General features: G+C 39.0%; 10 protein-coding genes. 1 reads left to right on the forward strand and 9 read right to left on the reverse strand.

Annotation, left to right across the window (positions count from 1 at the left end):
* From OCF96_RS08135 to OCF96_RS08155, 4 genes are all read right to left on the reverse strand, one after another.
* Positions 1-5,260 (reverse strand): Rib/alpha-like domain-containing protein (locus tag OCF96_RS08135; protein ID WP_261446883.1); only part of this gene is annotated, 5,260 nt, incomplete at its 3' end.
* Positions 5,261-5,331: 71 nt separating this feature from the next.
* Complete coding sequence (locus OCF96_RS08140) at positions 5,332-6,369, reverse strand: KxYKxGKxW signal peptide domain-containing protein (protein WP_261446884.1); 1,038 nt, start codon at positions 6,367-6,369, stop codon at positions 5,332-5,334.
* Between the two features lie 269 nt (positions 6,370-6,638).
* Entirely contained in the window at positions 6,639-10,541 is a 3,903-nt protein-coding gene (locus OCF96_RS08150; RefSeq protein ID WP_315898996.1) for a mucin-binding protein, read from the reverse strand.
* A 123-nt stretch (positions 10,542-10,664) separates the two neighbouring features.
* A complete protein-coding gene (locus OCF96_RS08155) occupies positions 10,665-16,367 on the reverse strand; it encodes a mucin-binding protein (RefSeq protein ID WP_261446885.1) in 5,703 nt (1,900 codons plus the stop codon).
* A 217-nt stretch (positions 16,368-16,584) separates the two neighbouring features.
* Between OCF96_RS08155 and pclR the strand changes: the two genes are divergently transcribed.
* A complete protein-coding gene (gene pclR, locus OCF96_RS08160) occupies positions 16,585-18,069 on the forward strand; it encodes a virulence transcriptional activator PclR (protein ID WP_261446886.1) in 1,485 nt (494 codons plus the stop codon).
* A gap of 50 nt (positions 18,070-18,119) precedes the next feature.
* On the opposite strand, the gene yaaA is transcribed toward pclR, so the two are convergent.
* From yaaA to OCF96_RS08185, 5 genes are all read right to left on the reverse strand, one after another.
* Positions 18,120-18,848 (reverse strand): peroxide stress protein YaaA, encoded by a 729-nt coding sequence (gene yaaA / locus OCF96_RS08165; protein ID WP_049516343.1) that lies wholly within the window; start codon positions 18,846-18,848, stop codon positions 18,120-18,122.
* A gap of 185 nt (positions 18,849-19,033) precedes the next feature.
* A complete protein-coding gene (locus OCF96_RS08170) occupies positions 19,034-20,629 on the reverse strand; it encodes a hypothetical protein (protein WP_261446887.1) in 1,596 nt (531 codons plus the stop codon).
* 11 nt (positions 20,630-20,640) lie between these two features.
* Positions 20,641-21,051 carry a peptide deformylase gene (locus OCF96_RS08175; RefSeq protein ID WP_261043374.1) on the reverse strand — a complete coding sequence of 137 codons (411 nt, stop codon included), beginning with the start codon at positions 21,049-21,051 and terminating at the stop codon, positions 20,641-20,643.
* Between the two features lie 116 nt (positions 21,052-21,167).
* Positions 21,168-21,959 (reverse strand): glutathione-dependent disulfide-bond oxidoreductase, encoded by a 792-nt coding sequence (yghU, locus tag OCF96_RS08180; protein ID WP_254754118.1) that lies wholly within the window; start codon positions 21,957-21,959, stop codon positions 21,168-21,170.
* Between the two features lie 12 nt (positions 21,960-21,971).
* Positions 21,972-24,668 (reverse strand): cation-translocating P-type ATPase, encoded by a 2,697-nt coding sequence (locus OCF96_RS08185; protein ID WP_261446888.1) that lies wholly within the window; start codon positions 24,666-24,668, stop codon positions 21,972-21,974.
* Between the last annotated feature and the right edge of the window lie 211 nt (positions 24,669-24,879).

Genomic DNA, 24,879 nt, shown 5'->3' on the forward strand with positions numbered 1-24,879 from the left:
TGCCTGTCTTACTTCCTGGTTTACTTGTGTCTGGTTGTTCGGACCAGCTATAGTTTGTTCCTGCTGGTAAGTCATTGGTATTAATACTTTTCTCTGGATCTGGTACTTCGTTGTGACGAACAGTTTGGTTCGGTTCTTTTGCCGTTGGATTGAACGTATCTTTTTGTTCTTTGACTGTAATTGGTACTGTGACTTCATCGACTGTTCCGTCAGGGTATGTCACTAAGGCTACGGTTGGATGTGCTCCTGGTGTGCTGACATCTGGCGTTTCTTTCCATGTAACAGTTGTACCTTCTGGTAAGCCTGTTTTGTTTACACTTGTTTCTGGATCTGGTATGTGTCCATTGTCCACTTCTTGCGCTATTGCGGTTGGTGTGTATTCATCTTTTTGTGGCGTTACTTCGACTGTTACAGATACTTCTTCCGTACTCTTATCTGGGTAGGTGATTAATACTTTGCCTGTCTTACTTCCTGGTTTACTTGTGTCTGGTTGTTCGGACCAGCTATAGTTTGTTCCTTTTGGTAAGGCATTTGTATTAATACTTTTCTCTGGATCTGGTACTTCGTTATGACGTACAGTTTGGTTCGGTTCTTTTGCCGTTGGGTTAAACGTTTCTTTTTGTTCTTTTACCCTTACTGGTACTTCGACTTCATCTTCCGTTCCATCTGGATAATGAACTAACGCTACTCCCGGATGACTTCCTGGTGTACTTACATCTGGCGTTGTCTTCCATGTGACTGTTGTTCCATCTGGTAAGCCTGTTTTGTTTACACTTGTTTCTGGATCTGGCACGTGACCATTGTCCACTTCTTGCGCTATTGCTCTTGGTGTGTATTTTCCACGCATTGACCAAACTGTAATATTTACTAAGATTGATGTCGAATTCCCAGCTTTATCTCTAGCTACTATCGTTACACCATGCATTACATTATCAGAATCAATTCTCGGTACTTCTCTAACACCCTCTTTGAACACAATTGTTCCAGAAGCTTGATCAAATGTTAAGAATGAAGGCATATTTCTCACTTCAATAGTAGCAATTCCACTACCATTTACATTATCTTTTGCCTCAATCTTCATAGGAGGCAATGTTTTATCTAAAGTCGTCATTTCCCAGTTTGTATTTTCTGCTGGTGTTTGAATTGTTGGATCCGTAACATCTTTTACTTTCAATGGAATTGTAACGTCTTGTTCTGAACCATCAATATATGTTACTTTTGCTTGTATTGTTTGGTCTCCATACGCCTCAGTGTTAATTGGTGTTTTGGATTCCACGGTTGCAATTTTAGAATTTCCATTCTCACCTTGCGCATTTGTCGCAGTTACTGCTCCTTTTAACATTTCTGGAGTAACTGATACATTTTGATTTACTTCAATTTGTGTTCCAATTGCTGTAAAATCTTCACTTACTTTTCTAACCGTTACATTTACTGTCACTACATCTTTTGAGCCATCTGGATAAGTGATTTCTACTTCACCAGCTGTTGCGCCTGGTGTATTTACTACTGGTGGTGTTTTCCACGTCACCTTTGTTCCATCTGGCAATCCTGCTTTATCTACACTTGCATTAGGATCAGGAACTTGTCCATAACTTGTATTCTGCGGAATTGGCGTAGGATTAGTCTTCGCACTCATTGAAGATACAGTGATTTTCGCAGTTCTTTCGCTGACATTTCCTGCTTTGTCTTCTGCTCGAATGTTTAAAGTAAATTCTTGACTTGGTGTATTCTCAGCTAGTTTTTCTACTGTTTGTTTTCCTGATTTGAATTTAATAGCGTTAGTTGTACTATCATATTCTAAGTAATCAGGCAATCCAGTCACCGTGACGTTTTTAATTCCACTACCGTTTGCATTATCTTCTGCTTCAATCTTCATAGGAGGCAATGTTTTATCTAAAGCAGTCATCTCCCAGTTTGTATTTTCCGCCGGTGCTGAGATAGTTGGTTTCATCACGTCTTTAACTTTCAATGGAATTGTTACTTCTTTCGTTGTTCCATCTTTGAAAGTTACTGTAGCAGTAATATTTTGTTCACCATAGTTTGCTGTGCTAATTGTAGGTGCTGTAACTGTTGAAATCTTATCTGTTCCATTAATATTTCCATCTTTTGAAGTTGCAGTTACTTTCGCTTTTAAGTCGTCGTTAGAAATTGGATCATTTTGATTTACTTCAATTGGTGCTCCAGTTACTTCATATTCTGAACTTAATTCTTTTACTGTAACTTTTACATCTACTGTATCTTTTGAACCGTCTTTATAGGTTACTTCTACTACTCCGTCTTTTTCTCCAGGCGTTGTCGTTACTGGTATCGTTTTCCAAGCGTAACTTGTTCCTTCTGGTAAGCCTGTTTGATTCACGCTTGTTTCTGCATTTGGAGTTTCACCATAACTTACTGTTTGTTTTTGAGGATTAGCTGTTGCATCATATTTGGTAGTCATTGATTTCACAGTAAAAGTTAATTGTGAAGTACTACTATTGTTTGCATTATCTGTTACTCGAATCGTAACCGTGTGGGCTTGAGAATCTGTACCAACTGGTAATTTTGGAACTTCTTGAGTACCATCTTTAAACTTAATGGTTTTATTCGCATCATCATAAGTTAAGAAATCTGGTAAGTCTGTTACCGTTGTTGACCGAACACCACTTCCTCCTGCATTGTCTTCAGATGTTACTTTAATTGGAGAAAATGCTTTATCTAATGCTATTAAATCGATATTCTGACCATTCGCTGGTGTTTGAATTGTTGGAGCCGTTACATCTTTTACTTCCAAAGGAATTTTTATCGTATCCCTTGTATCATCAAGATAGGTTACCGTTGCAGAAATTTCTTTGTTTCCTGTCTCAGCAGTACTAATTTTCCCAATAGGAGTAACAGTTTTAACCTTACTATTCCCATTATTATTAATTGTCACAGCAGATTTTAGGTCTTGATCTGAGACAGTATCATTTTGATTTTTGACAATTTTTGTAGCTGTAGGTTCATACTCATCACTTAGTTTACGAACTTTTACAGTAACCGTTACTTCATCTACTGAATCGTCTGGATAAGTAACTTTCACGACTCCGGTTTTATTTCCAGGTCTATTCGTATCTGGTGCCGATTTCCATGTATATTGAGCATCAGTCGGTAATCCTGCTATGTTCACACTTGTTTTCGGATTAGGAGTTTCACCATGGCTCACTTCTTGAATCGTCGCATTTGCTTGCGGATTGTATTTCTCAGCCATAGTCATTCGAACAATACTAAATATACGTTCACTGCTGTTTCCTGCATTATCTTCCACACGTAATGTTATATTACTTGTAGTTCGATTTATTCCAGATAATTTAGGAACTTCACGTTCTCCATCTTGGAAAACGATGCTACTTGTTGTTTTGTCGTATTTCAAGAAACTTGGTAAGTTAATTGGAAAAATGCTTTTTATTCCACTTCCTCCAGGATTATCAGCAACTGCTACTTTAATAGGAGGCAATGTCTTATCTAACGCTGTAATTTCCCACGTTTGATTTTCTGTCGGTGTTTGAATCGTTGGAGCAATTACGTCTTTTACTTCTATAGGAATATCAACTGGATCAGTGGTATTATCCAGATAAGTTACTGTCGCTTTGATTGTTTGTGGGCCTGCATGCACAGTACTTATAGGCGCTGCAGTTACTGACTTCACTTTACTAGTTCCACCGTTATTCACTGTTACTGCTGCTTTCAGTCTATCATTTGTTACAGGTTCATTTTGATTGACAGTAATTGTCTTTCCAGTTGGTGTATGTTCATCGCTTAATTTGCGAACTTTTACGGTTACATTTACTGTATCCGTTGAACCATCTGGGTAAGTTACTGTTACAACTCCTACTTTATCTCCAGGACCTGTTGTCGTATTAGGTGTTGTTGCCCATCCGTATCTTGTACCTGTTGGCAGCCCATTTTTTTGAATACTTGTTCCTGCATCAGGCGTCTCAGCATAACTCACTTCTTGTTTTTGAGGATTAGCAACAGCCGTATATTTTTGTGTTTGAGACTGAATATGAAAAGTAATATTTTTAGTCGCAGTATTTCCTTTTTTATCTACGGCCTTAACAGTCACTTGAATACTTGATTTCCCAAGTTGGAAATTATTAGGAATAACATCATTTATTTCAATTTTAGATTTTGTTGCATTATACGTTAAAGGTGCAGGAAGATTTTCTACAGTAACGGCATTTCCATCCTTAAGCCCTACTCCTTTATCATTATCTTTAACTTGAATATTAATTTCACTTGGAAGTCCTTCTAATCTCGTTAATGTAATATTGTCAGGGGCAGTAATTGTCGGTTTGATATTATCTACAATCTCAACTGGAACATTCACAGTTTTCATTAAGTGGCTTCCACGAAGAATTTCGATTTCTTTATGTTGTACACCTGCTGCAGAGGTATCCACAGTAGAAGAGCCACCTTTCCAACGAACTGTTAATTCTCCTGGAACTGCTGAATTATCTGAGACAGTTACGTAATTTCTTGCATCCCCTAGTTGACCAGACTGATTCTGATTAATTTTTTTATCTTGTTTTCCTAGAAAATCTAAAACTGTATAAGGAGTTGTTACATCTTTTGTTACTCCATTTTCATAAGTTGTTGTGACCACAACATTTCTTGTTCCTGCTTCTTGCAAGTTAAACGGTGTTTTATAGTTTACTTGAGCTGTCGATGGTACTTCATTTCCGGTTTTAGAACGTACTAATTGTCTTGGATTTGTATATAACTCTTTTGAATCCCCAAAATAAGCCGTCAAACTAGAATGTTTTGCTTCTACATCATTTGTCGCATTTGTTTTGATTGTTTTCGGATTGAATCCATCTTTAAAGTGGATAGTCATTGTTGCACCATCAGCTGATACTTCAGCATGGTCAAAGTCAACTTTATGACCAGAAGGATTCATAATATTTGGATGTTCTGTTTTAAATTTCTCAATTAAAGTTGTTTTTTCATTTTCAGTTAAATGACGAACATCATCTACATATGTCTGCGATAAGTCCTTCACAGAATTCCGTTCACTTTGCGGTTTAATAATAAAAGTAAATGTATAAGGCTTTAACTGATTTGGAGCTACCCTTGTATTTGAAGCAATATGAACTTCATATCTACCAGGTTGAACTATTGTACCTTCTCCTACAACCCCTCTAATAGCAGCATTCGTAATGGGATTATTAATTTCAGTTCTACCATACTCTATTTCACGACTTCTTGCCGTCCCTGCCTGCTTATCCCAGTAAGCAACATGCATTTTTAATCCTTTAATTGGAGAATTGCCTGTAAAGCCAACAGTTACTATATAATACGGTGTTACATCTTCTACTATTTTACCACGAACATATGTAGTGAATTTTTTTCATTCCCTACTCTTTCACCTTTTATTTCAATTAAACTCCAAATTTCATCCGAATTATAGTAAACAGCTGTACTCCCATTTTCAATAAGATTACCATTTCTTCTATTTTCTTTATGAGTATAGACTACTCCTCTAAACTTACTCTCATCCTTACCATCAATTGGTTTTCCATTCCGTGGATCACGTTTCCCAGATTGTGCTCGAGTTACTCTATTAGCTACTTTGTTGCGGAGGCTCTTCGCTTCATTTAGAGCACCATCAACTTCACTCTCAGTGGCTTTTCCCTCAGATAAATCTGCAAATACTTGAAGAGATTTGCTTTCAGATTCACTGAATTCATAACTGATTTCTCCTGCCAGTTGGTTAATTTCTGAAACAAGAGCCTGAACCTTAGCGATCTTTTCTGTTGAAGGATTTTTCTTTTCATCACTATCGTTTGCTTTGTCTGCTTGCTTTTCTTTTTTGTCTATGTCGTTGCTTTTCTCTTCCAGTTGAGCAAATGATTCAGACAAAGCTTGAACTTCTTTATCTATCTCATCCTGACTAGCACCTTCTTTATCCAAGACTGCTTGCGCACGCGACAAAGAGAGATTAAGATTTTCAACTGATTTAGCTGTTTTAGTCTGTAAATCAGTGTTCCTAATCTTTTCAATTAATTCATTTAAAGCAGTTTTATCCACAGCTTTGACTGGATGCTCTAAAGACTTTTCAAGAATTTTTTCTTCTGGAACATGTTCAGAAATCTTATCTGATTCTTTAACAGGATTTTCTACCTGTGGATGATTTTCCACATCGTTTGGAATCTTGTCACTATTCGGATCTTCATCTTTAACTTTAGTTGAATCATTCAGAGACGCAACCATTTCATCAGCATGAACAAGATGTGGATTCTGTATCGTCACTGCTCCGGTAGCCAAAAAAAGAGTGCACCCAAAAAGAAAATGCTTCCCTTTCTTTATCATCCGCCAATTCTTTTGATTGATTCCTTTTCGATTAAAAAACATTAAGAACTCCTTGCTTCAAATTATAAAATTACTTCTTGTATATATTATATTCTTTTATTTCCTTATATGCAAACCCTTTCGATACATAATATATTGTTTATAAGATTTGTTATATTTTTGTAAAAATAATTTACTAATCCAGAAAATTACTAAATTCATTTTATTATCAAAAAATGAGCAACTTTTATATTAAGTTACTCATTTTTATAAACTCTATTTTATTTAGATTATACTATCCTACTAGTTAAATCAGTATTAACACTTTATATTTAGCGATGTCTTCTAGCATGACCACGAGTTCCTGGTCCAGTTCTAATTGGTTTAACTTGTTTACCTGGACGTGAAGGAACATGGTGTACTGGTCCATGATGAGGTCTCGTTAAATGCGGTTTAGGCTGAACACTTGGTTTTGGATGAGTAACAACTACATTTGGTTTTGTAACAACTCCGACTACATGCGTGTGGCTGGTAGTACCAGTATGAATGACACTTGTCACCTCTGAATGAGTTTCGGTCTCATTTGTCGTGATAGTGACAATCGGTGTTGTTGGACCTGCTGTTGCCGCATTTGAGGTAACAGTGGTTGTCGTTGTAGTTGTAGTCGTAGCCGTTCCACCAGGAACAGGTGTTGTCTCTGTTTTCTTATTAACAGATGTTTGTGAAGAAAAATCTGTTGGTTTAATTGCAGCCAAGGCTTCAGCTGGAGTTAAGCTAGGTTTTGAATCAGTAGTCGCTACCGGCTTTGGTTGCACAGCTGGTGTTGGTGTAGCTGGAGTAGATACTACTGGTTTAACAGGTGTTACCGGTGCAGGTGCTACTGGTTTCACTGGAGCAACTGGTTGTGGTGTGGCAACAGGCGCTGGAGTTACTGGTGTCGAAACTACTGGTTTGACAGGTGTTACTGGTGCTACCGGTTTTGGTTTAACGACAGGCGCTGGCTTGGCCGGAGTTGACACTGCTGGTTTAACCGGTGTTACTGGCTTGACCGGTACAACGGGTTTTGCAACAATTGGTGATGATGCAACAACTGGATTCGGAACAGTCAAAACTGGTTTGATAGAAATTCCATTCCCTAGACTAGAAGGAGTTGCTGCAATAGTTGTTACTCCTTGTGGAGTGACATTTGGTTTATGAACAGTCGTATCCACTGACGCTACTGGTTTATCATCAATTCTTGTGATTTTCCAATTATCATAAATAACTGCACCAGTAACGAGGTTAACTCTCGCCACTCTTTCAAAAACTACAGATCGAACTACATCTTTGAAAGCTTTTTTACCATCTTTTAGATATTTGTAGTGAATGGTCTGCTTGGTCATTTTTCTCAGTGTATCTAAGTTTTCAACCGATTTAGGCCAAACAGGTGACAATGCATCTCCTGCTACCAATGGATTTCCAGCAATTGGTTTAGGATCATCTGCTGTGACAGTCATAACTTTTTCGATTAATTGAACTGAGAATACTTGATCAGTTTGTTTTTCACTGTCAAAGCGTTTATCATTAGCATTTGCAAAACCGTCATGTACTAATTCATATCCTTGTTTTAGGTATTGATTAATACGAGTTTTTGAATTATAAGCAATTGTTTCACCTGGAAGACCAACTACACTATCCACATTTCCTAAAACTTTAGGACTTGTTTCTGTTTGATTGAGGTATTTAACCTGTGCTTTTTGTTGAGCAAGATAATCATAAACAACATGGATATCAGCCTGTGTCAAATGTCCCTTACTATTAGCAGGTGTTTGTGACAAGACATATACTACACCATCTTTTTCGAAACGTTCAGGAACTTTAGCAGTCACATCATAGTTATTTCCCAACAAGTTAATGAGATTTGAACTCTTATCATGTGGTGTATTGAATGTTTCTAAAATAGCTTGACTTGTTTTATCACGATATTGAATATCAACTTTACCAAATTTAGCTTCTTCGTACACAGCTACCACGTTAGCTTGAGCTCGTGTAATCGTACCAGATGTCTTCGTATTGCTATAAAAACGATCATTTTGTGCGTACTCTTTGAAGACATAATATTTACCATTTGGTGAATGTAATAGATAAGGTGCTGTGATAGATGTTGTTTGAATTCCTTTGTTTTCTTGAACTTCTGTCTCAGTTGTATTTCTCTCCAAAGTAGCTACATAGCTAGTATCAATTTTGGTAGATGGTCTTACAGTAGTGAATTTGTCTTGAAGGATACCTCCATTTTCCACCGCTGCAATGGCAGGAAGAAGCATTTTCCCTTGAGTATCAACGAAGCGAACAGCTACATCTCCATATACAAGGCGTCCATCTGTTCTTACCATATCTGGGTTGGCAATTTTCCAGTCAGAGTCAGCAGCTTGTTCGTATTGGTCTGTAAGATTTTTACCTTTGGCATCAACAACTGTCAATGTCCCTGGAACATTTGATTTAAAACCATTTCTAGCTTCATTCAGATAATTAACTGTGTGACTTGTCGGAACACGGTCAACTCCAAAGTCTTTTGTACGTAATACATAGGTTCTTCCAGCCAACATCTTTCCAGAAACGAGTTCAAAGGTTAATTCATTATCAGCAGCCTTAAGAATCTTAAATTTTGCATGTTGACCTGGTTCTTCACGAGGCGCCTCCAAAATAACATTATGACGATTTACCCTTGTTCTTGATGTATCAGGGCTAGTATTTATCATTTCGACATTGTGGGCACCACGTTCAACAAATTCACCGACAGTAGCAAACTTATTGAATTCTGTATCATTGATACGAACGGTGAAACGGGTCCCTGCACTAAAGTTTGATTTCCATGTTCCGATACGAAGAGTGCTGTTATATGTTTTGATACTACCATCATCATCCAACATAACATCACCTGTGAAGTTAGCTGTAGCTGGTGTATCATAAACTTTAGGTGCTCCTATATCTGTTTTAATCACAGTGTAATTCTTAGTGACTACATTTTGACCATTAACTGAAATAACACCAGTTACAGACTTATCCACGTTCACTCGAGGATAACGAATTCCGCCTCTGTATTGAAGTTCAAAAGTAACATCATCTAGACGTTCAATTTCATCAGTGAAACGGTAAGTTGCTTCAATATGACTTCCTTTGTCAACTAAATCCCATGATTCTTTTGTGTCCAGAGCAACGTCACGGTCTCCACGTGAAGCCCAATATGAAAGACTTCCAGCTTTGGCATTATCATTTTTCTGAACCAGACTCACTCGTTCTGCAAAAACTTTACCTTCAGCAACCAATTTTTGAGGAAGATTATTATCTTGTGGCAATTCCTTCAAACCAATTGTAAAGATATCCCCCTTATGATAGGTACCATTTTTAAATTTTAATTGGAAGCGATAATCAGCAATACCTGTTGAAGTCACACGGTCGGCCATGTCGATTGTACCACTGGCAATAATATTTCCATTATCGATAGCTACATCCTGTATTTGAGTTGGCGATAGACTAGCGCTAATTTTCTTGCCGTGTCCTGCACGTTGCAACTCAGTATAAACTGTTTCAATAGCTGAATACAGTTGATTTAATTGAGTCTTAAGATTTTCTACACTAACAGATGAATCTTTCAGCAAGGATTTTGATTGTGAAATCTGAATTGTTGCTGCCTTAACAGCTTCTTGAACTAAGGCTTTTTCTTCAGCTTTACGATCTGCTTCTTGAGCATAACGAACAGCAACTTGATTTAAAACTTCTGCTTCTGATACAACCTGTTCTAAGGTTGTTTTTTCGACTGATTTTTCTTCTTTTACCTTCTCACTTGAAGTAGGTGAGGTAGTTTTTTCTTCACTAGACTTAACTTCTTTAGAAGTGAATTCTTTTGAGTCAGAATTTTTTGTCTCAGTTGCCACTTTAGACTCTGCTTCCTTCTTTAGAAGGGCATTGACATCTAATTCTTCTTTTTCCAAAACTGGAGCTTGAAGAGTTGAAGGTAATTCTGCTATTTTTTCCTCAGATTTCTCTTGCTTGGTCTCTTCTGGTTTTTCAGAGACTTTTTGTTCTTCTTTTTCAGTGCGATGTGAATCTACTTTCTGTTCATCTGCACTCACATTTGAATAAGTACCAAAAACCATCAAGGCAGCTACAGCAACAGATACTGCACCAAAACTTGATTTTCTAATGGAATACTTGTTTACCTTATTCATTTGATTCCGTTTTACTCTTGAATACATATATTTTCTCTCTAACTTTTTATGATAAAAAAGGGAGTGGAATTGATGCTGTATTGACATACATTCTCACTCCCTAAAACACTACACTTCCAATATTTTGTTGTCTAGAGTTTTATTTTGATTTTATTCATCTCGTTTTGCTTTTCCAACTAAACTGAATCCAGTAAATAGGCCAAGTACTCCTAGAACTTGAGCCATACCAGAAGAGTGACCCGCAGTTTTTGGAAGTTCTTTTTCCTCCTCTTTTGGAGCTGAGTTTGGAGTTGGAACTGCTGATGGCACTTTTGGAGCTGGGGTAGAGGTTGGAACTGGAGTTGGCGTAACTTGTGGAGTTGGGGTTGGAGTCGGAATTGGAGTTGGGGTCGGTACCGGGGTTGGAGTTGGAACCGGAGTTGGAGTCGGTACTGGATCCGGCGTAACTTGTGGGGTTGGGGTTGGAGTCGGAATTGGAGTTGGTGTAACTTGTGGAATTGGTTGAACATTTCTATAAGTTACAGTTACAACTTGATTTTCAGTTTCTGCTGTAATTCCTTGAACCGAATCTACCTTAGCAAGATCAGGATTGTATCCTGCAATGCTTGGAGATATCACTTCGTCAAAACTTGTTACCCCATCTTCAGAAACCCAAGATGTACTTGTAGTTTTACCTGTTACATTATCGATACTTAACATACGTGAAAAGCTTACTTGATCATGGTGATCTTCACTTGCTTTTGTACCATCTGCAAATACATAATGAATCGTTCTTTCCACAAGTTTTGGAGTATCTTTTTTAACAGTAATCTTATGTTTCAATAGAACTGTATATTCTTGAACTTTTGTTTCATCTGTATCAAAAGTTGCATCTGTAGGGAAACCATCTTCCTTCAATAAGTACCCTTTTTCAATCAACGATTTCAAAACAGTTTCTGTCGTATAGGCAATCTTTTCTCCAGATTTACCAGTAATATTGTCTGTATGAACGACCTCATCCTTATTATCCATATCTATATAACGAACTACTGCAACTTGATCTGTCTTGACGTAAGTTACCTTTGTATCTTCACCTGGATTTTCAGGTGTAACACTTGTACGCTCTGGTTTGTAGCCTACAATTTCAGGTACTGCTGTTTCTCCAGCTTTACGAGGATCATTTGCATCATTCAGGTATTGTTGTTGAGGAGCATTTGCAATCACATTTCCAGAAGCATCTACTGGAATGATTTTACCCAAAGCTTTATATGTAACTGTATCTGTTGCTTTTGGTGAATCTGGCGTAACTGTCTTAGCACCAGCTTCTGCTTTATCAGCAAAATATCCTGTCACAACTGGTACTTTAACTGTTCCATAGGTATGGTTCTTGTTTTCCCAAGTTGTTTCTTTAGTTGCTTCATTATATGACCCCTTGAAGACAAAGTCATTTTGAACATTATCTTTAGGAGTTTCAGAACCTGCACCAGTAAAGCTTACCGTTTGGTTTGTTTCCTTAGACACTGGATCAATAATTGCATCATAAGAAATTAATGTATTCTTACCGATACGGTCAGGATCTGAATCATCATTTGGATCAACTGTTCTATCCGTTATGCTATATCCCCAGACATTTGGTTGTTCTTTATGGAAAGCATAAAAATGTGGTGCATCTGGTATCTTTGTAATGCCTGCTCTAGTAGCGTCATTAGGATCGTTATCATAATACTTATATAGTGCATCGTCAATATTTTTAACGACCTCACCTTCGGCATTTATATATTGACCTTTTTCATTAACTGCAACAATGCGTCCCATTTCTTTCAAGTCAACATTAACTTCTGTATCTTGAGGAGAATTTGGATTAACCTCCATCGTCCCTACTTTATTCACAGTAGCATAGTATTTTGGTGTAATAGGAGTTCGTACAGCTTTGAAGACAGCATTAACAGATGAATCCGCTTCTGAATTATTTGAAGTAGTTGATTCCGCTACAGCAGCACGTTTACCTCTTGATGAACGGCGTACAGAACGCTCACCATTTTCTGTCACAGTTAAACCTAATGGAGACACTTGAGAATTATGAACTTGTGTAGCTAAAGTATTTTCTAAAACAGGAGCTACTTCTGACAATGCTCGTCTGCTTCTAGATGATCTAGCAACTCTTGATTCACTATTGTTGACAACCGTTGGAGTTGAAACAGCTGGTTGAGATGCTACTGGAGCTACAATGTCTTGGTTCTTAATAGCCTTAATCTTCCATTGTTCATAATTAATATCACCAGAAACCAAATTCACAAGTGCATTTCGTTCATAACTGATATGTTGATCAATTGATCCATACGCAGCTTTCCCATTTGTGTAGTAACGGAAATTAATACGACGACTTATTGTTTGGGTCAATTTCTCCATTCTCTCAACAGTACCTGGCCAATTTGGTGTATTTGGTTGTCCTGGATTGACTGGTGTGTTGGGTTGTGGTTTAGGATCTTTCGGTGTTACACGTTCGACACGTTCTGAAAGGGTTACAGTGTAGACTTGGTCACGTGCTGTATCGTAGTCATAAACCTTCGCACCACCCGCTGTGAATTCATCACTAACAAGGTTATAGCCTTGTTTCTTGAATTCTGTGATTTGACTTGTTGTACTGTAAGCAATGGCTTCGCCTGACTTACCTGTCACTTCATCTGTTTTGAGAACATGATTGCCGTTAGTGCTTACGTAACGGATAACAGCTTTTTGGGCATCCTTACGATAAGTGACTGTTTCAACGCGGTCTTGATCTTTCGCTTGAACTCCACTTACAGCTGGGATTTCTGATTTATCTGCTGTGTAACCTGCGATAGTTGGAGAGACTACTTTATCAAACGTATCATCATTAGTGGTCCAGTCTTGGAAGAAAATTTGACCAGTCACTAGGTTAATACGACTCCAACGTTTGAAGTTCAGTGTTTCAACCACATCATCCTTAGCCTTACTTCCATCTTCATAAACATAATGGATAGTACGGCTAACACTTTCCTTGTTATCCAAGTTTTCAACGGTTCCTGGCCAACGTGGGCTATCTGGTTGTCCTGGATTAACTGGTGTATTTGGTTGTGGATTTGGGTTATCTGGGTTAACCGGTTCAACACGTTCTGAAAGGGTTACAGTGTAGACTTGGTCACGTGCTGTATCATAGTCATAAACCTTAGCACCACCCGCTGTGAATTCATCGCTAACAAGCTTGTAGCCTTGTTTCTTGAATTCATTGATTTGACTTGTAGTGCTGTAGGCAATGGCTTCACCTGACTTACCTGTCACTTCATCTATTTTGAGAACTTGATTACCATTAGTGCTTACATAGCGAATAACAGCTTTTTGGGCATCCTTATGATAAGTGACTGTTTCAACACGGTCTTGGTCTTTCGCTTGAACTCCACTTACAGCTGGGATTTCTGATTTATCTGCTGTGTAACCTGCGATAGTTGGAGAGACCACTTTATCAAACGTATCATCATTAGTGGTCCAGTCTTGGAAGTCGATATGACCTGTTACCAAGTTGACATTGCTCCAACGTTTGAAGTTCAGTGTTTCAACCACATCATCCTTAGCCTTACTTCCATCTTCATAAACATAATGGATGGTACGGCTAACACTTTCCTTGTTATCCAAGTTTTCAACGGTTCCTGGCCAACGTGGGCTATCTGGTTGTCCTGGATTAACTGGTGTATTTGGTTGTGGATTTGGGTTATCTGGGTTAACCGGTTCAACACGTTCTGAAAGGGTTACAGTGTAGACTTGGTCACGTGCTGTATCATAGTCATAAACCTTAGCACCACCCGCTGTGAATTCATCGCTAACAAGCTTGTAGCCTTGTTTCTTGAATTCATTGATTTGACTTGTAGTGCTGTAGGCAATGGCTTCACCTGACTTACCTGTCACTTCATCTGTTTTGAGAACTTGATTACCATTAGTGCTTACATAACGGATAATAGCTTTTTGGGCATCCTTACGATAAGTGACTGTTTCAACACGATCTTGGTCTTTCGCTTGAACTCCACTTACAGCTGGGATTTCTGATTTATCCGCTGTGTAACCTGCGATAGTTGGAGAGACTACTTTATCAAACGTATCATCATTAGTTGTCCAGTCTTGGAAGAAAATTTGACCAGTCACTAGGTTAATACGACTCCAACGTTTGAAGTTCAGTGTTTCAACCACATCATCCTTAGCCTTACTTCCATCTTCATAAACATAATGGATAGTACGGCTAACACTTTCCTTGTTATCCAAGTTTTCAACGGTTCCTGGCCAACGTGGGCTATCTGGTTGTCCTGGATTGACTGGTGTATTTGGTTGTGGGCTTGGGTTATCTGGGTTAACCGGTTCAACACGTTCTGAAAGGGTTACAGTGTAGACTTGGTCACGTGCTGTATCGTAGTCATAAACCTTAGCACCACCTGCTGTGAATTCATCGCTAACAAGCTTGTAGCCTTGTTTCTTGAACTCTGTGATTTGACTTGTTGTGCTGTAGGCAATGGCTTCTCCTGACTTACCTGTTACTTCATCTGTTTTGAGAACTTGATTACCATTAGTGCTTACATAACGGATAACAGCTTTTTGATTTTCTTTTTCAATGACTACATTAGAATCTTTACCAACAGCATCTAAATCATTATCGTCGTTTGGATCAATAGTTTTTGTTTCTGCATCATATCCACGAATAGATTGGTTGTCACTAATTTTCCAACCAACTGGTGCATTAGGAATTTCAGTTACATCTGCTCTTGTTGTATCATTAAAGTCGTTTTTATATTGTCGACGAATAGCTGCTTCTTTATTTTCTACTACTTCACCATTTGAATTGATGTAATGTCCATTTTTATCGACTAGATTGATATAACCTAAATCCTTATACCAAACGTTGATTTCTGTCTCAGGGGTAAAATCTGGATTAACTGTTAACTCATCCACACTCTTAGCATCTGCATAATGACCTGGATTGACTGGAGTCATAACTTTCTTGAAAGTATAGTCCAAATCTCCAATATCACGTTTCCGGCGACGTGAACGTGATTGTGCTGCATGGGCTTCAATAGCACTCTTTAATTGCAAGCGGGCTTCTTGGTCTAAGGGAATATTCCATCCGCCTTCTTTATTGGCCTTTGCATCTTCTACTCGGAGTCCTTTAACAGGTTTTAAGGCGCTTTTATCTTTTTCTACCTTAGAAGTTTGTTCAGTTACTTTTGATTCAGCATTTTTCGTTTCAACTGATTCAATTTTACTCACTACTTCAGCTTTATCAGCAACTTTAGTTGTCCCTCTAAGTTCCAAAGCGATAACTGCTGCTTGAAGATCAGACTCTGCTTGAGATAATTCTGACTCTGTCACATCTGCTTTATTTAATAATCCTTTAGCAGATTGGATACTATTTTGAAGGCGTTTTACACTATCTTCAGTATATAACTTAAGCTCCAATTTTTCTGCACGCGAAAGTGCTGTTAACAATTTTGACTTGTCAACAGCATCTTGCTGTGTTATTTCTTCTTTTTTATCTTTTGCTTCTTCAACTTTTTCTGCTGGCACTTTAGATTCATCAGATTTAGCTGGAGTTACTTCTACTGGGTTAGCAACAGTTGGAGCTGCATAAGTTGTTTCTTTTTTAGGTGTAGAAACTTCTGCTGTTTTAGTAGCTTCATCTACCTTATCAACAGAGACACTATTAGTTGCCTCAGGATGTTGTTCCTCCGCTTGTACTGCTTGCGCATTGGCAGCAGTTCCCAAGACTAAGGCTGTCCCGAGCAAGACACTAGCCGCACCAAAGTGATACTTACGAATAGAGTATCGTTGTTGCATGCTATACCAGTCAAATGATTTTTTATGTGAATGTTTCATTGTGAACTCCTAGATAGTATTTTATAGTTCTCACTCTACAACTATTTGATATATAAATCAATAATTTCTAAGCAATTAATATATTCTCTTTTTGTACCTAGAAGCCACTTATCTTATTCTTATTTTTCTGTTTAATCCAAACGCTTTTTCTACTCCAACATTTTTGTACACTTTAGACAATAATATGATATAATGAATTAAGGAGGAAATTACCTACATGCGCAACCTTTTATCCACAAAAGATCAAAGACAATTACGCTTAATAGAGATTTTAATTCAGAATCGTAATTGGATGAGATTACATGAACTCGCTGACAATTTAGGATGTACAGAACGAATTCTAAAAAATGATTTAAATGAATTACGAAAAGCTTTTCCAACTATCGACATTCAATCTTCCGTTAACGGAATTATGATAGATTTAGAAGTTAACACTAGTATAGAAGATGTATATCAATATTTTCTTGCCCATTCTCAATCTTTTCAATTACTTGAATATATGTTTTTCAATGAGGGACTACCTATTTATCGAACAGTTGAAAATCTTCACTCAAGTAATGCCAACCTCTATCGATTAGGCCGAAATATTACAAAAACTCTATCATCACAATTTCAGATTGAATTATCTTTTACTCCCACTGCAATTCTTGGTAATGAAACGGATATTCGCTATTTTTTTGCCCAATACTTTTCTGAGCGCTATTATTTCCTAGATTGGCCTTTCCCTGACCTTCCTGAGGAGGATTTAACAGAGTTTGCTGATTTCTTCTATAAAATCACGAATTACCCGATGCACTTTTCAATTTATAGAATGTATAAATTGATGCTGGCTATCAGTATCCACCGCATCAAAAATGGTCATTTTATCGACTTACCCAATCATTTCTATGATGAATACTATCCTATATTGGAAAGTATTCCAAACTTTGAGGAGTTACTTGCCCATTTTTCTGAAAAATTGGGACTGGAAATCACTCCAGATATCATCGCACAAATTTTTATATCCTTTATTCAAAACAATCTTTTCTTAGATCCTCAAGAATTCTTCAACTCTTTAGAAGATAACAGTGAAGCAAGATACTCTTACCAATTACTTAGTCAAATATTAGAACGCCTAGCAAAACAATATAAGATTACTTTTACTAACCACGATGAGCTTATTTGGCATTTACACAACACTGCTTTCTTTGAAAGACAGGAAATCTTTTCTACCCCAATCTTATTTGAACAAAAAGCATTGACGATTAAAAAATTTGAAGTTTACTTCCCAGACTTTATGGGAAGTGCACGTCAAGAACTGGCCCAATATCGTCAGGCAATTGGACAGCATGACCATCCTGAACAGTTGGAACACTTGATGTACACCATCTTAACCCATGCTGAAAACCTCTCTACTCAGTTGTTAGAAAATCGACCACCTATCAAGGTTTTGATTATCAGTAATTTTGACCATGCTATATCCCTTACCTTTGTTGATATGCTTTCCTACTACTGTAATAACCGCTTTACCTTCGATACTTGGGATGAATTGGAAACGAGTCCTGAGATTTTAAATCAGACAGGTTATGATATCATCGTGTCTAATTTCTATATTCCAGGAATTACCAAGAAGTTTATTTGTCAAAATCATCTGTCAATAATGGATTTGGTTAATCATCTTAATACTTTATCAAATGAGATTCATTTGTCCAATACTTTATAAGCTAGAAAAAAGTCAGCATAATCCTGCTGACTTTTTCTCTTATCTGATTTCTAAACTTCCTTAACAAAAACCAATTCCTGTGGTTGTGACAAATCTTCTCGGTAGGCAAATCCGGCAAAGTTCAAGCGACGTGCTTCCTCCACAGTTTGTACTTGATTTTCTATTAGAGATGTTAGGAAGGCACCACGCGCTTTCTTGGAAATGGTTGAGTGAATCTTCAGCTGACCACCTCTATCCTCCATGAATTTGAAGGTCACCATTTTTTCTCTGATTTCCTTAGAAAACACAGTCTCAAACTCGGACGACAAGAGAGAAAAAATCATTTCTTCCTGCTTCACAGCTTCATCATAGGCTGCCTTCCAATGGCTCTTCAAAGTCTTACCAGCGACTTTTAACTTCATCAAAAAGTCCAAACGGTGAGGGGCCATAGGTGACAAGGCTGGAACAACACCGTACAAGGCCGAGGTAATGAAGACATGATTTTCAAGATAGGCTTGTTCTGCCTCGTCCAGTTTGTCTCGCTTGATATGACGGTACATAAGCCCATCAAAAAGTTTCAAGGCTGGATAGTGTTGAGCAGTTTGTTTTTTTAAAGTTTGGATATTTTGAAATTCTGCCACAGCTTTCTCGGCTGAAACTTTGTAAAAACTCTCCAATTGACTAACAGAATAGAGAGCCAAGGCATCCAGCACAGCCTGACTTTCTGGTTTTAAAGGAGTGGCTTCAATACTTGGCAAGTCTGTGTTCATTTCTTTTGCTGTTGGGATTAAAATTTTCATATTGATAGTGTAGCATATTTTTTTGCCACTACCAAGGAATTCATCTGAAAAGAGACTGGGAAAAAGGCATTAAAATTAAAAAATGCATAGTATCAGGAATTGAGAAATCTTGATACCATGCGTTTTATGATGGAAAGATTTACTTCATTTTTTCCTGAAATTGAGGTTTTGCCCAGCCTCTCCTCTTACTGTACTTTAAAGGTCTTGAGATAGTTGTCTTTTCCTACTTGACCTTCGAAGGTTTTACCATTTTCAAGGTAAGGAAGGTCATCTGAGACTGAGGCTTTGACTTTGTATATCTTGCCATCAACTTTAAAGAAATATACGGTGTCGCCCTTGATAACAGCTGATTTGAGGTCTGCCACCACACCCTTAATGCTTTCTGTTGTTTCATTATCAATTTCAAGGTCGTTTTTATTGGCGTACTTGCTGAGCAGTTCTTCCACTGTCGTAGCTACGATAACATTTTGGTACTCGACTGCATCAACCAAGGCGTACTCTTTGACCAAACCAGCATTGTCCTTCAAGCCCATGATGTAGAGAGGCTTGTCATTGAGGTTGATGAGGATTGGGAAGGTTGCCTTGTAGGATTTCTCCTGAACAGCACCTTCGGCTGATTCACGGGCTGATTCTTCGGTCGCAGAAGCCAAGCTGTACTTAGTGATTTCTCCTGTTCGCATATTTTCTAGGATAAAACCAAGATTACTTTCATCTGCATTGGCCGACGTCACACCTGTGTAGAGATAGATGTCATTGCCGATAGACAAGTAATTATAGCCCTTGGTAGTCTGGGTCACGTTTTTCTTGGAAATCATAGCATTCCAGAAACCGTCCTTGTACTTGCCGTTGTAGTTGATTTGCTCAATGGTTTCCTCAGCTGGATAGACCCTGTCCACCCATTCCGGAACATCTGCCAAGCTGTATTCCTTGGTTTCTCCATTTGTAGCATCCAAGATAATGACTGAAACAGGACGAGGAACCGCAAGTCCAAATTGCTTTTGGTAAACCGTTGCTACATAGAAAGGATTGCCCTCATCATCCACCTCAAATGATGGAGTCTTGAAGATCTTAGTTGGGTACTTGAAGCGTAGGTGACGCTTGACGTCGCGGTTAAAATACTCCGAGTCAGAGTACTTGATTGGTGTCTTCAAGTCCACCAAGTTGGCATTTCCAGTTACCATGTCAACCTTGATATACTCGCCGATTCCTTTGGCTTGATTATTAAACCATTTGATAGGGTCTGCGTATTCTAGCGGTGTCACCCGATAGGGCTTCCCATCAATCGTTAGTTGAGTATAGGTGTCTGCCGCCACGTATTGCGACACCTTATCCGTTAGGGAACCCAAGTAGCGGTCACCAATTTTTTCAGCAGTACTTCTATCTAAAATAGGAACCTTACTGGTATCAGTCTTGGGAAATTCTGTGAAGTCTTTTTCCGTAACCGTGACTACATTGGCATAATTTTTAGCCTGAAAAATGCTGGAGGTCACCAAGGAAACCAAAGCCGCCAAGAGAAGAATTCCTCCAATAGAAGCTAAAAGAACTTTCCCTAACCGATTGATTTTGAAATTCTCTAGATTTAAGGCAGCTTCCGCCTTGCCGTGACGCACATGAACCGTTTTGACTAGATTGATTCCCTTGCCAAAACCAAATAAGATTGCTACAACCAGCAAATGCCCACAGAGGAAAAAGAGAAATTCCCAGCTGGTCAGGTTAAGAGGCGGTAAAAAGATATACCAGGTCGTTGCGATAAAAATAAGTTCAAAGATTATCCGTTTCATTTGCTTTCCTCCTAAATGATTCGTCCTTCCAAGTGATCCAGTTCATGCTGGCAAATCTGGGCTGGGAAACCTGTCAAGGTAATGGTTTGTTCCTGCCACTTGCTATCACGATAGGCAACCCTTATAGTTTCATAACGCTTAGTTGGTCTCACACCTACCAAAGACAAACAGCCTTCTTCCGTCTCATAAGGTCCTTCAAAGGACAGGAGCACTGGGTTAAACATGACCATTGGAACCAAGCCAAGATTAAAGATAATCACGCGCTTCTGCACCCCAATCATATTGGCAGCCAGACCGACACAAGTCTCACGATTTGCTAAAAGCGTATCCTGCAAATCTCTAGCAAGATAAAGGTCTTCCTGACTTGCCGGCTGAGACACCTGAGATAAAAACAAAATATCCTTTACAATTTTCTTCTCCACTTCCTCACACTCCACTTACTTTTTACTATATTATAGCAATTATAGCACAAAAGCCGATAACTGCAAGCCCTTTCCCTCAACTGTAACAAAAAGCCATCCGAAGATGACTTTTTTTGCTATTTAATTTCTTTATAAGTTACTTCCATACCACGCTTAACAGCTGGACGGTTGGCAATTTTTTCTGCCCAGTTTACTAGATTCTGATAACTTGAGGCATCTAAAAATTTTGCAGAACCTTGGTAAAGTTTTCCTTGAACTAACTGTCCATACCAAGACCAGATAGCGATATCTGCAATCGTATAGTCATTTCCAGCAATATACGGTTTCTGAGCCAATTCCTTATCCAATAAATCCAACTGACGTTTCACTTCCATCGTAAAACGATTAATTGGATATTCCAATTTTTCAGGAGCATAATTAAAGAAGTGGCCAAATCCCCCACCTAGAAAAGGTGCAGCACCTGCTTGCCAGAATAGCCAATTTAAAACTTCTACCTTTTCCACAGGATTACTTGGTAAAAAGGCTCCAAATTTCTCAGCAAGGTATAGAAGAATATGAGCAGACTCAAAGACTCTCACTTCTTCAGTCCCTGACTGGTCCAACAAGGCTGGAATCTTTGAATTTGGATTAAGCTTTACAAAGTCTGAACCGAATTGATCCCCATCCATAATAGCAATCTTATACAAGTCGTAAGCCGCTTGCTCAAAACCAGCTTCTAGTAATTCTTCCAATAAGATAGTGACTTTCACACCATTTGGTGTTCCCAGCGAATACAGTTGAAAAGCTTGTTCTCCTTTTGGCAAGTTTTGTTCGAAACGGGCACCTGCTGTTGGTCTATTTAATCCTGTAAAGGCTCCTTGATTACTAGCTTCATCCTGCCATACGGTCGGTAATTGATAAGCTGACATCCGAAACCTCCCTTAAATCGCATTCTTATCAAAGCCAAGTTTACGTTGGATAAACTTAACGATTTCGACGATGATAATCATTGAAAAGCTTCCGCCCATAACGATTCCCCATTGTGACAAATCTAGTTTGGTTACGTGGAAGATTCCTTCAAGTGGTTCTACGACGATTGTTGCCATGAGAAGGATGAAGGATACCAAGATGGACCAGTTAAAGGTCTTAGATTTGAATGGGCCAACTGTCAAGATAGATTGGTAAACAGACTTGACATTGTAGGCATGGAAGAGCTGAATCAAACCAAGGGTTGCAAAAGCCATGGTAAGGGCATCTGCATGAATAGCATGATTGTCACCCACATGAACTGGGTAGACAAGGGCAAGACCATAAACACTCATAACAATAGCTGCTTGGAGTACACCTTGATAAATGATAGAACTCAAAACACCACCAGAGAAGAAACTTGCCTTGCGTCCACGTGGTTTATGGTTCATGACACCAGGCTCAGCTGGCTCAACACCAAGAGCGATAGCTGGGAAGGTATCTGTTACCAAGTTGATCCACAAAAGATGAACTGGCTGCAAGACGTCCCAACCAAACAAGGTAGATAGGAAGATGGTTAATACTTCAGCAGTATTGGCAGAAAGTAGGTACTGAATAGTCTTTTGAATATTTGAGAAGACCTTACGTCCTTCTTCCACTGCAACGATAATAGTTGCAAAGTTATCATCTGCAAGAATCATGTCAGAAGCCCCCTTAGACACCTCTGTACCAGTGATTCCCATACCGATACCGATATCGGCTGTTTTCAAAGCCGGAGCATCATTGACACCGTCACCTGTCATGGCAACGACCTTACCTTGTTTTTGCCAAGCCTTGACGATACGAACCTTGTGTTCTGGAGACACACGGGCATAAACAGAGTATTGACCAACGACTTTTTCAAAGTCTTCATCAGATAGTTCGTTGAGCTCAGCACCAGTTAAAACATGTCCTTCTGTATCATTTGCGTCAATGATTCCCAAACGTTTAGCAATAGCTTCTGCAGTGTCTTGATGGTCACCTGTGATCATGATTGGACGAATTCCCGCTTCCTTAGCCACACGAACAGCCTCAGCAGCTTCAGGACGTTCAGGGTCAATCATCCCAATCAAACCAGTAAAGATTAAATCATTTTCAAGCTCTTCAGAAATAAGGTTTTCTGGAATGCTGTCAATAATCTTATAAGCACCAGCAAGGACACGCAAGGCTTGGTGAGCCATTTCAGAGTTGTTTGTATGGATGAGATTTGCAACCTTCTCATCAATCGGAGCAATATCCCCAGCCTTATCACGAAGAACACAACGTTTCAAGAGTTGGTCTGGCGCACCTTTAACAGCTACGAGGAAGCGTCCATCTGCAAGTGGATGAACTGTTGACATGAGCTTACGTTCAGAATCAAATGGCAACTCAGCCACACGAGGATATTTCTCTAAAAATCCTTTGACATCGTAGCCCTTGTCCAAAGCATATTGGATAAAGGCTGTTTCGGTTGGATCACCAATCAAGTTTCCTTCCACATCAATTTTCGTATCATTGGCCAAGACAACTGAACGAAGCAGGGGCATTTCAAGACCTAGTTCAATGTCATCAGCTGAGTCATGTAGAACCGCATCGTAGAAGACTTTTTCGACGGTCATCTTGTTCATAGTCAGCGTACCAGTCTTGTCAGAAGCGATGATTTCTGTTGAACCAAGAGTTTCTACAGCTGGCAACTTACGAACGATAGAGTTTCGTTTGGCCAAAACTTGAGTACCGAGGGCAAGAACGATAGTTACGATAGCTGGGAGACCTTCTGGAATGGCTGCAACGGCAAGGGCAACAGAGGTCATCAACTCACCGAGTGGATTTTTCCCTTGAATGAAAACACCAACTACAAAAGTAACAAGGGCAATGACCAAAATTGCATAAGTCAAGACCTTAGAAAGGTTGTTCAAGTTTTGTTTAAGTGGTGTGTCTGTCTCATCTGCATCTTGGAGCATGCCAGCGATATGACCAACTTCCGTGTACATACCTGTATTGACAACAACTCCAAGACCACGACCATAAGTCACATTTGAGTTTTGGAAAGCCATATTGACACGATCACCAATACCAGCATCTGCAGCAAGCTCGACTGACAAGTCTTTTTCGACTGGCACAGACTCACCTGTAAGAGCTGCTTCTTCAATTTTAAGAGAGTTGGCTTCTAGTAAACGTAGGTCTGCTGGCACTACATCACCTGCTTCGAGGGCAACGATATCTCCAGGTACCAATTCTTTAGAGTCAATCTCCGCCATGTGACCATCGCGAAGAACGCGGGCAGCTGGACTTGACATAGATTTGAGGGCTTCGATCGCTTCTTCTGCTTTCCCTTCTTGGTAAACACCAAAGGCAGCATTGATGATTACCACGGCTAAGATGATAATAGCATCTGCGATATCTTCCCCACCAGAAGTCACAACTGACAAGATTGCTGCCGCAACTAGGATGATAATCATCAAATCCTTAAATTGCTCGATAAATTTGACCAGGATTGATCGTTTCTCGCCTTCTTCGAGTTCATTGTGGCCAAATTCTGCAAGGCGCTTTTCCGCCTCACTTGATGACAAGCCTTGCTCGGTCGCATCCACAGCCTGTAAGACCTCTTCAGGACTCTGAGTGTAAAACGCTTGGCGTTTTTGTTCTTTTGACATGTGTCTCCTCCTTGACATTGTGTGCAAAACAGACTCTCTTTTTCCTCATCGCATCTTTTCACGACAAACAAAAAGAAACCTGTTAATCATAACAAGTCTCGCTGTTTAAGATAGTGCCGGAAAGCATACTTTTCAGTATAAAATTCGGAATGACGACACTATCACAGGTTTCTGCCAGCTACTCCCTTGAGTAGTACCATTATACCAAATT

This window comes from Streptococcus mitis, from assembly GCF_946190065.1.
Lineage (GTDB): Bacteria > Bacillota > Bacilli > Lactobacillales > Streptococcaceae > Streptococcus > Streptococcus mitis_DE.

What these genes read in the sequence shown, in the direction of transcription:
- OCF96_RS08170 (WP_261446887.1), bottom strand. Translation starts at nt 20,629, where the DNA reads ATGAAACGGATAATCTTTGAACTTATTTTTATCGCAACGACCTGGTAT.
- yaaA (WP_049516343.1), bottom strand. Translation starts at nt 18,848, where the DNA reads ATGAAAATTTTAATCCCAACAGCAAAAGAAATGAACACAGACTTGCCA.
- OCF96_RS08155 (WP_261446885.1), bottom strand. Translation starts at nt 16,367, where the DNA reads ATGAAACATTCACATAAAAAATCATTTGACTGGTATAGCATGCAACAA.
- yghU (WP_254754118.1), bottom strand. Translation starts at nt 21,959, where the DNA reads ATGTCAGCTTATCAATTACCGACCGTATGGCAGGATGAAGCTAGTAAT.
- OCF96_RS08150 (WP_315898996.1), bottom strand. Translation starts at nt 10,541, where the DNA reads ATGTATTCAAGAGTAAAACGGAATCAAATGAATAAGGTAAACAAGTAT.
- OCF96_RS08140 (WP_261446884.1), bottom strand. Translation starts at nt 6,369, where the DNA reads ATGTTTTTTAATCGAAAAGGAATCAATCAAAAGAATTGGCGGATGATA.
- OCF96_RS08185 (WP_261446888.1), bottom strand. Translation starts at nt 24,668, where the DNA reads ATGTCAAAAGAACAAAAACGCCAAGCGTTTTACACTCAGAGTCCTGAA.
- pclR (WP_261446886.1), top strand. Translation starts at nt 16,585, where the DNA reads ATGCGCAACCTTTTATCCACAAAAGATCAAAGACAATTACGCTTAATA.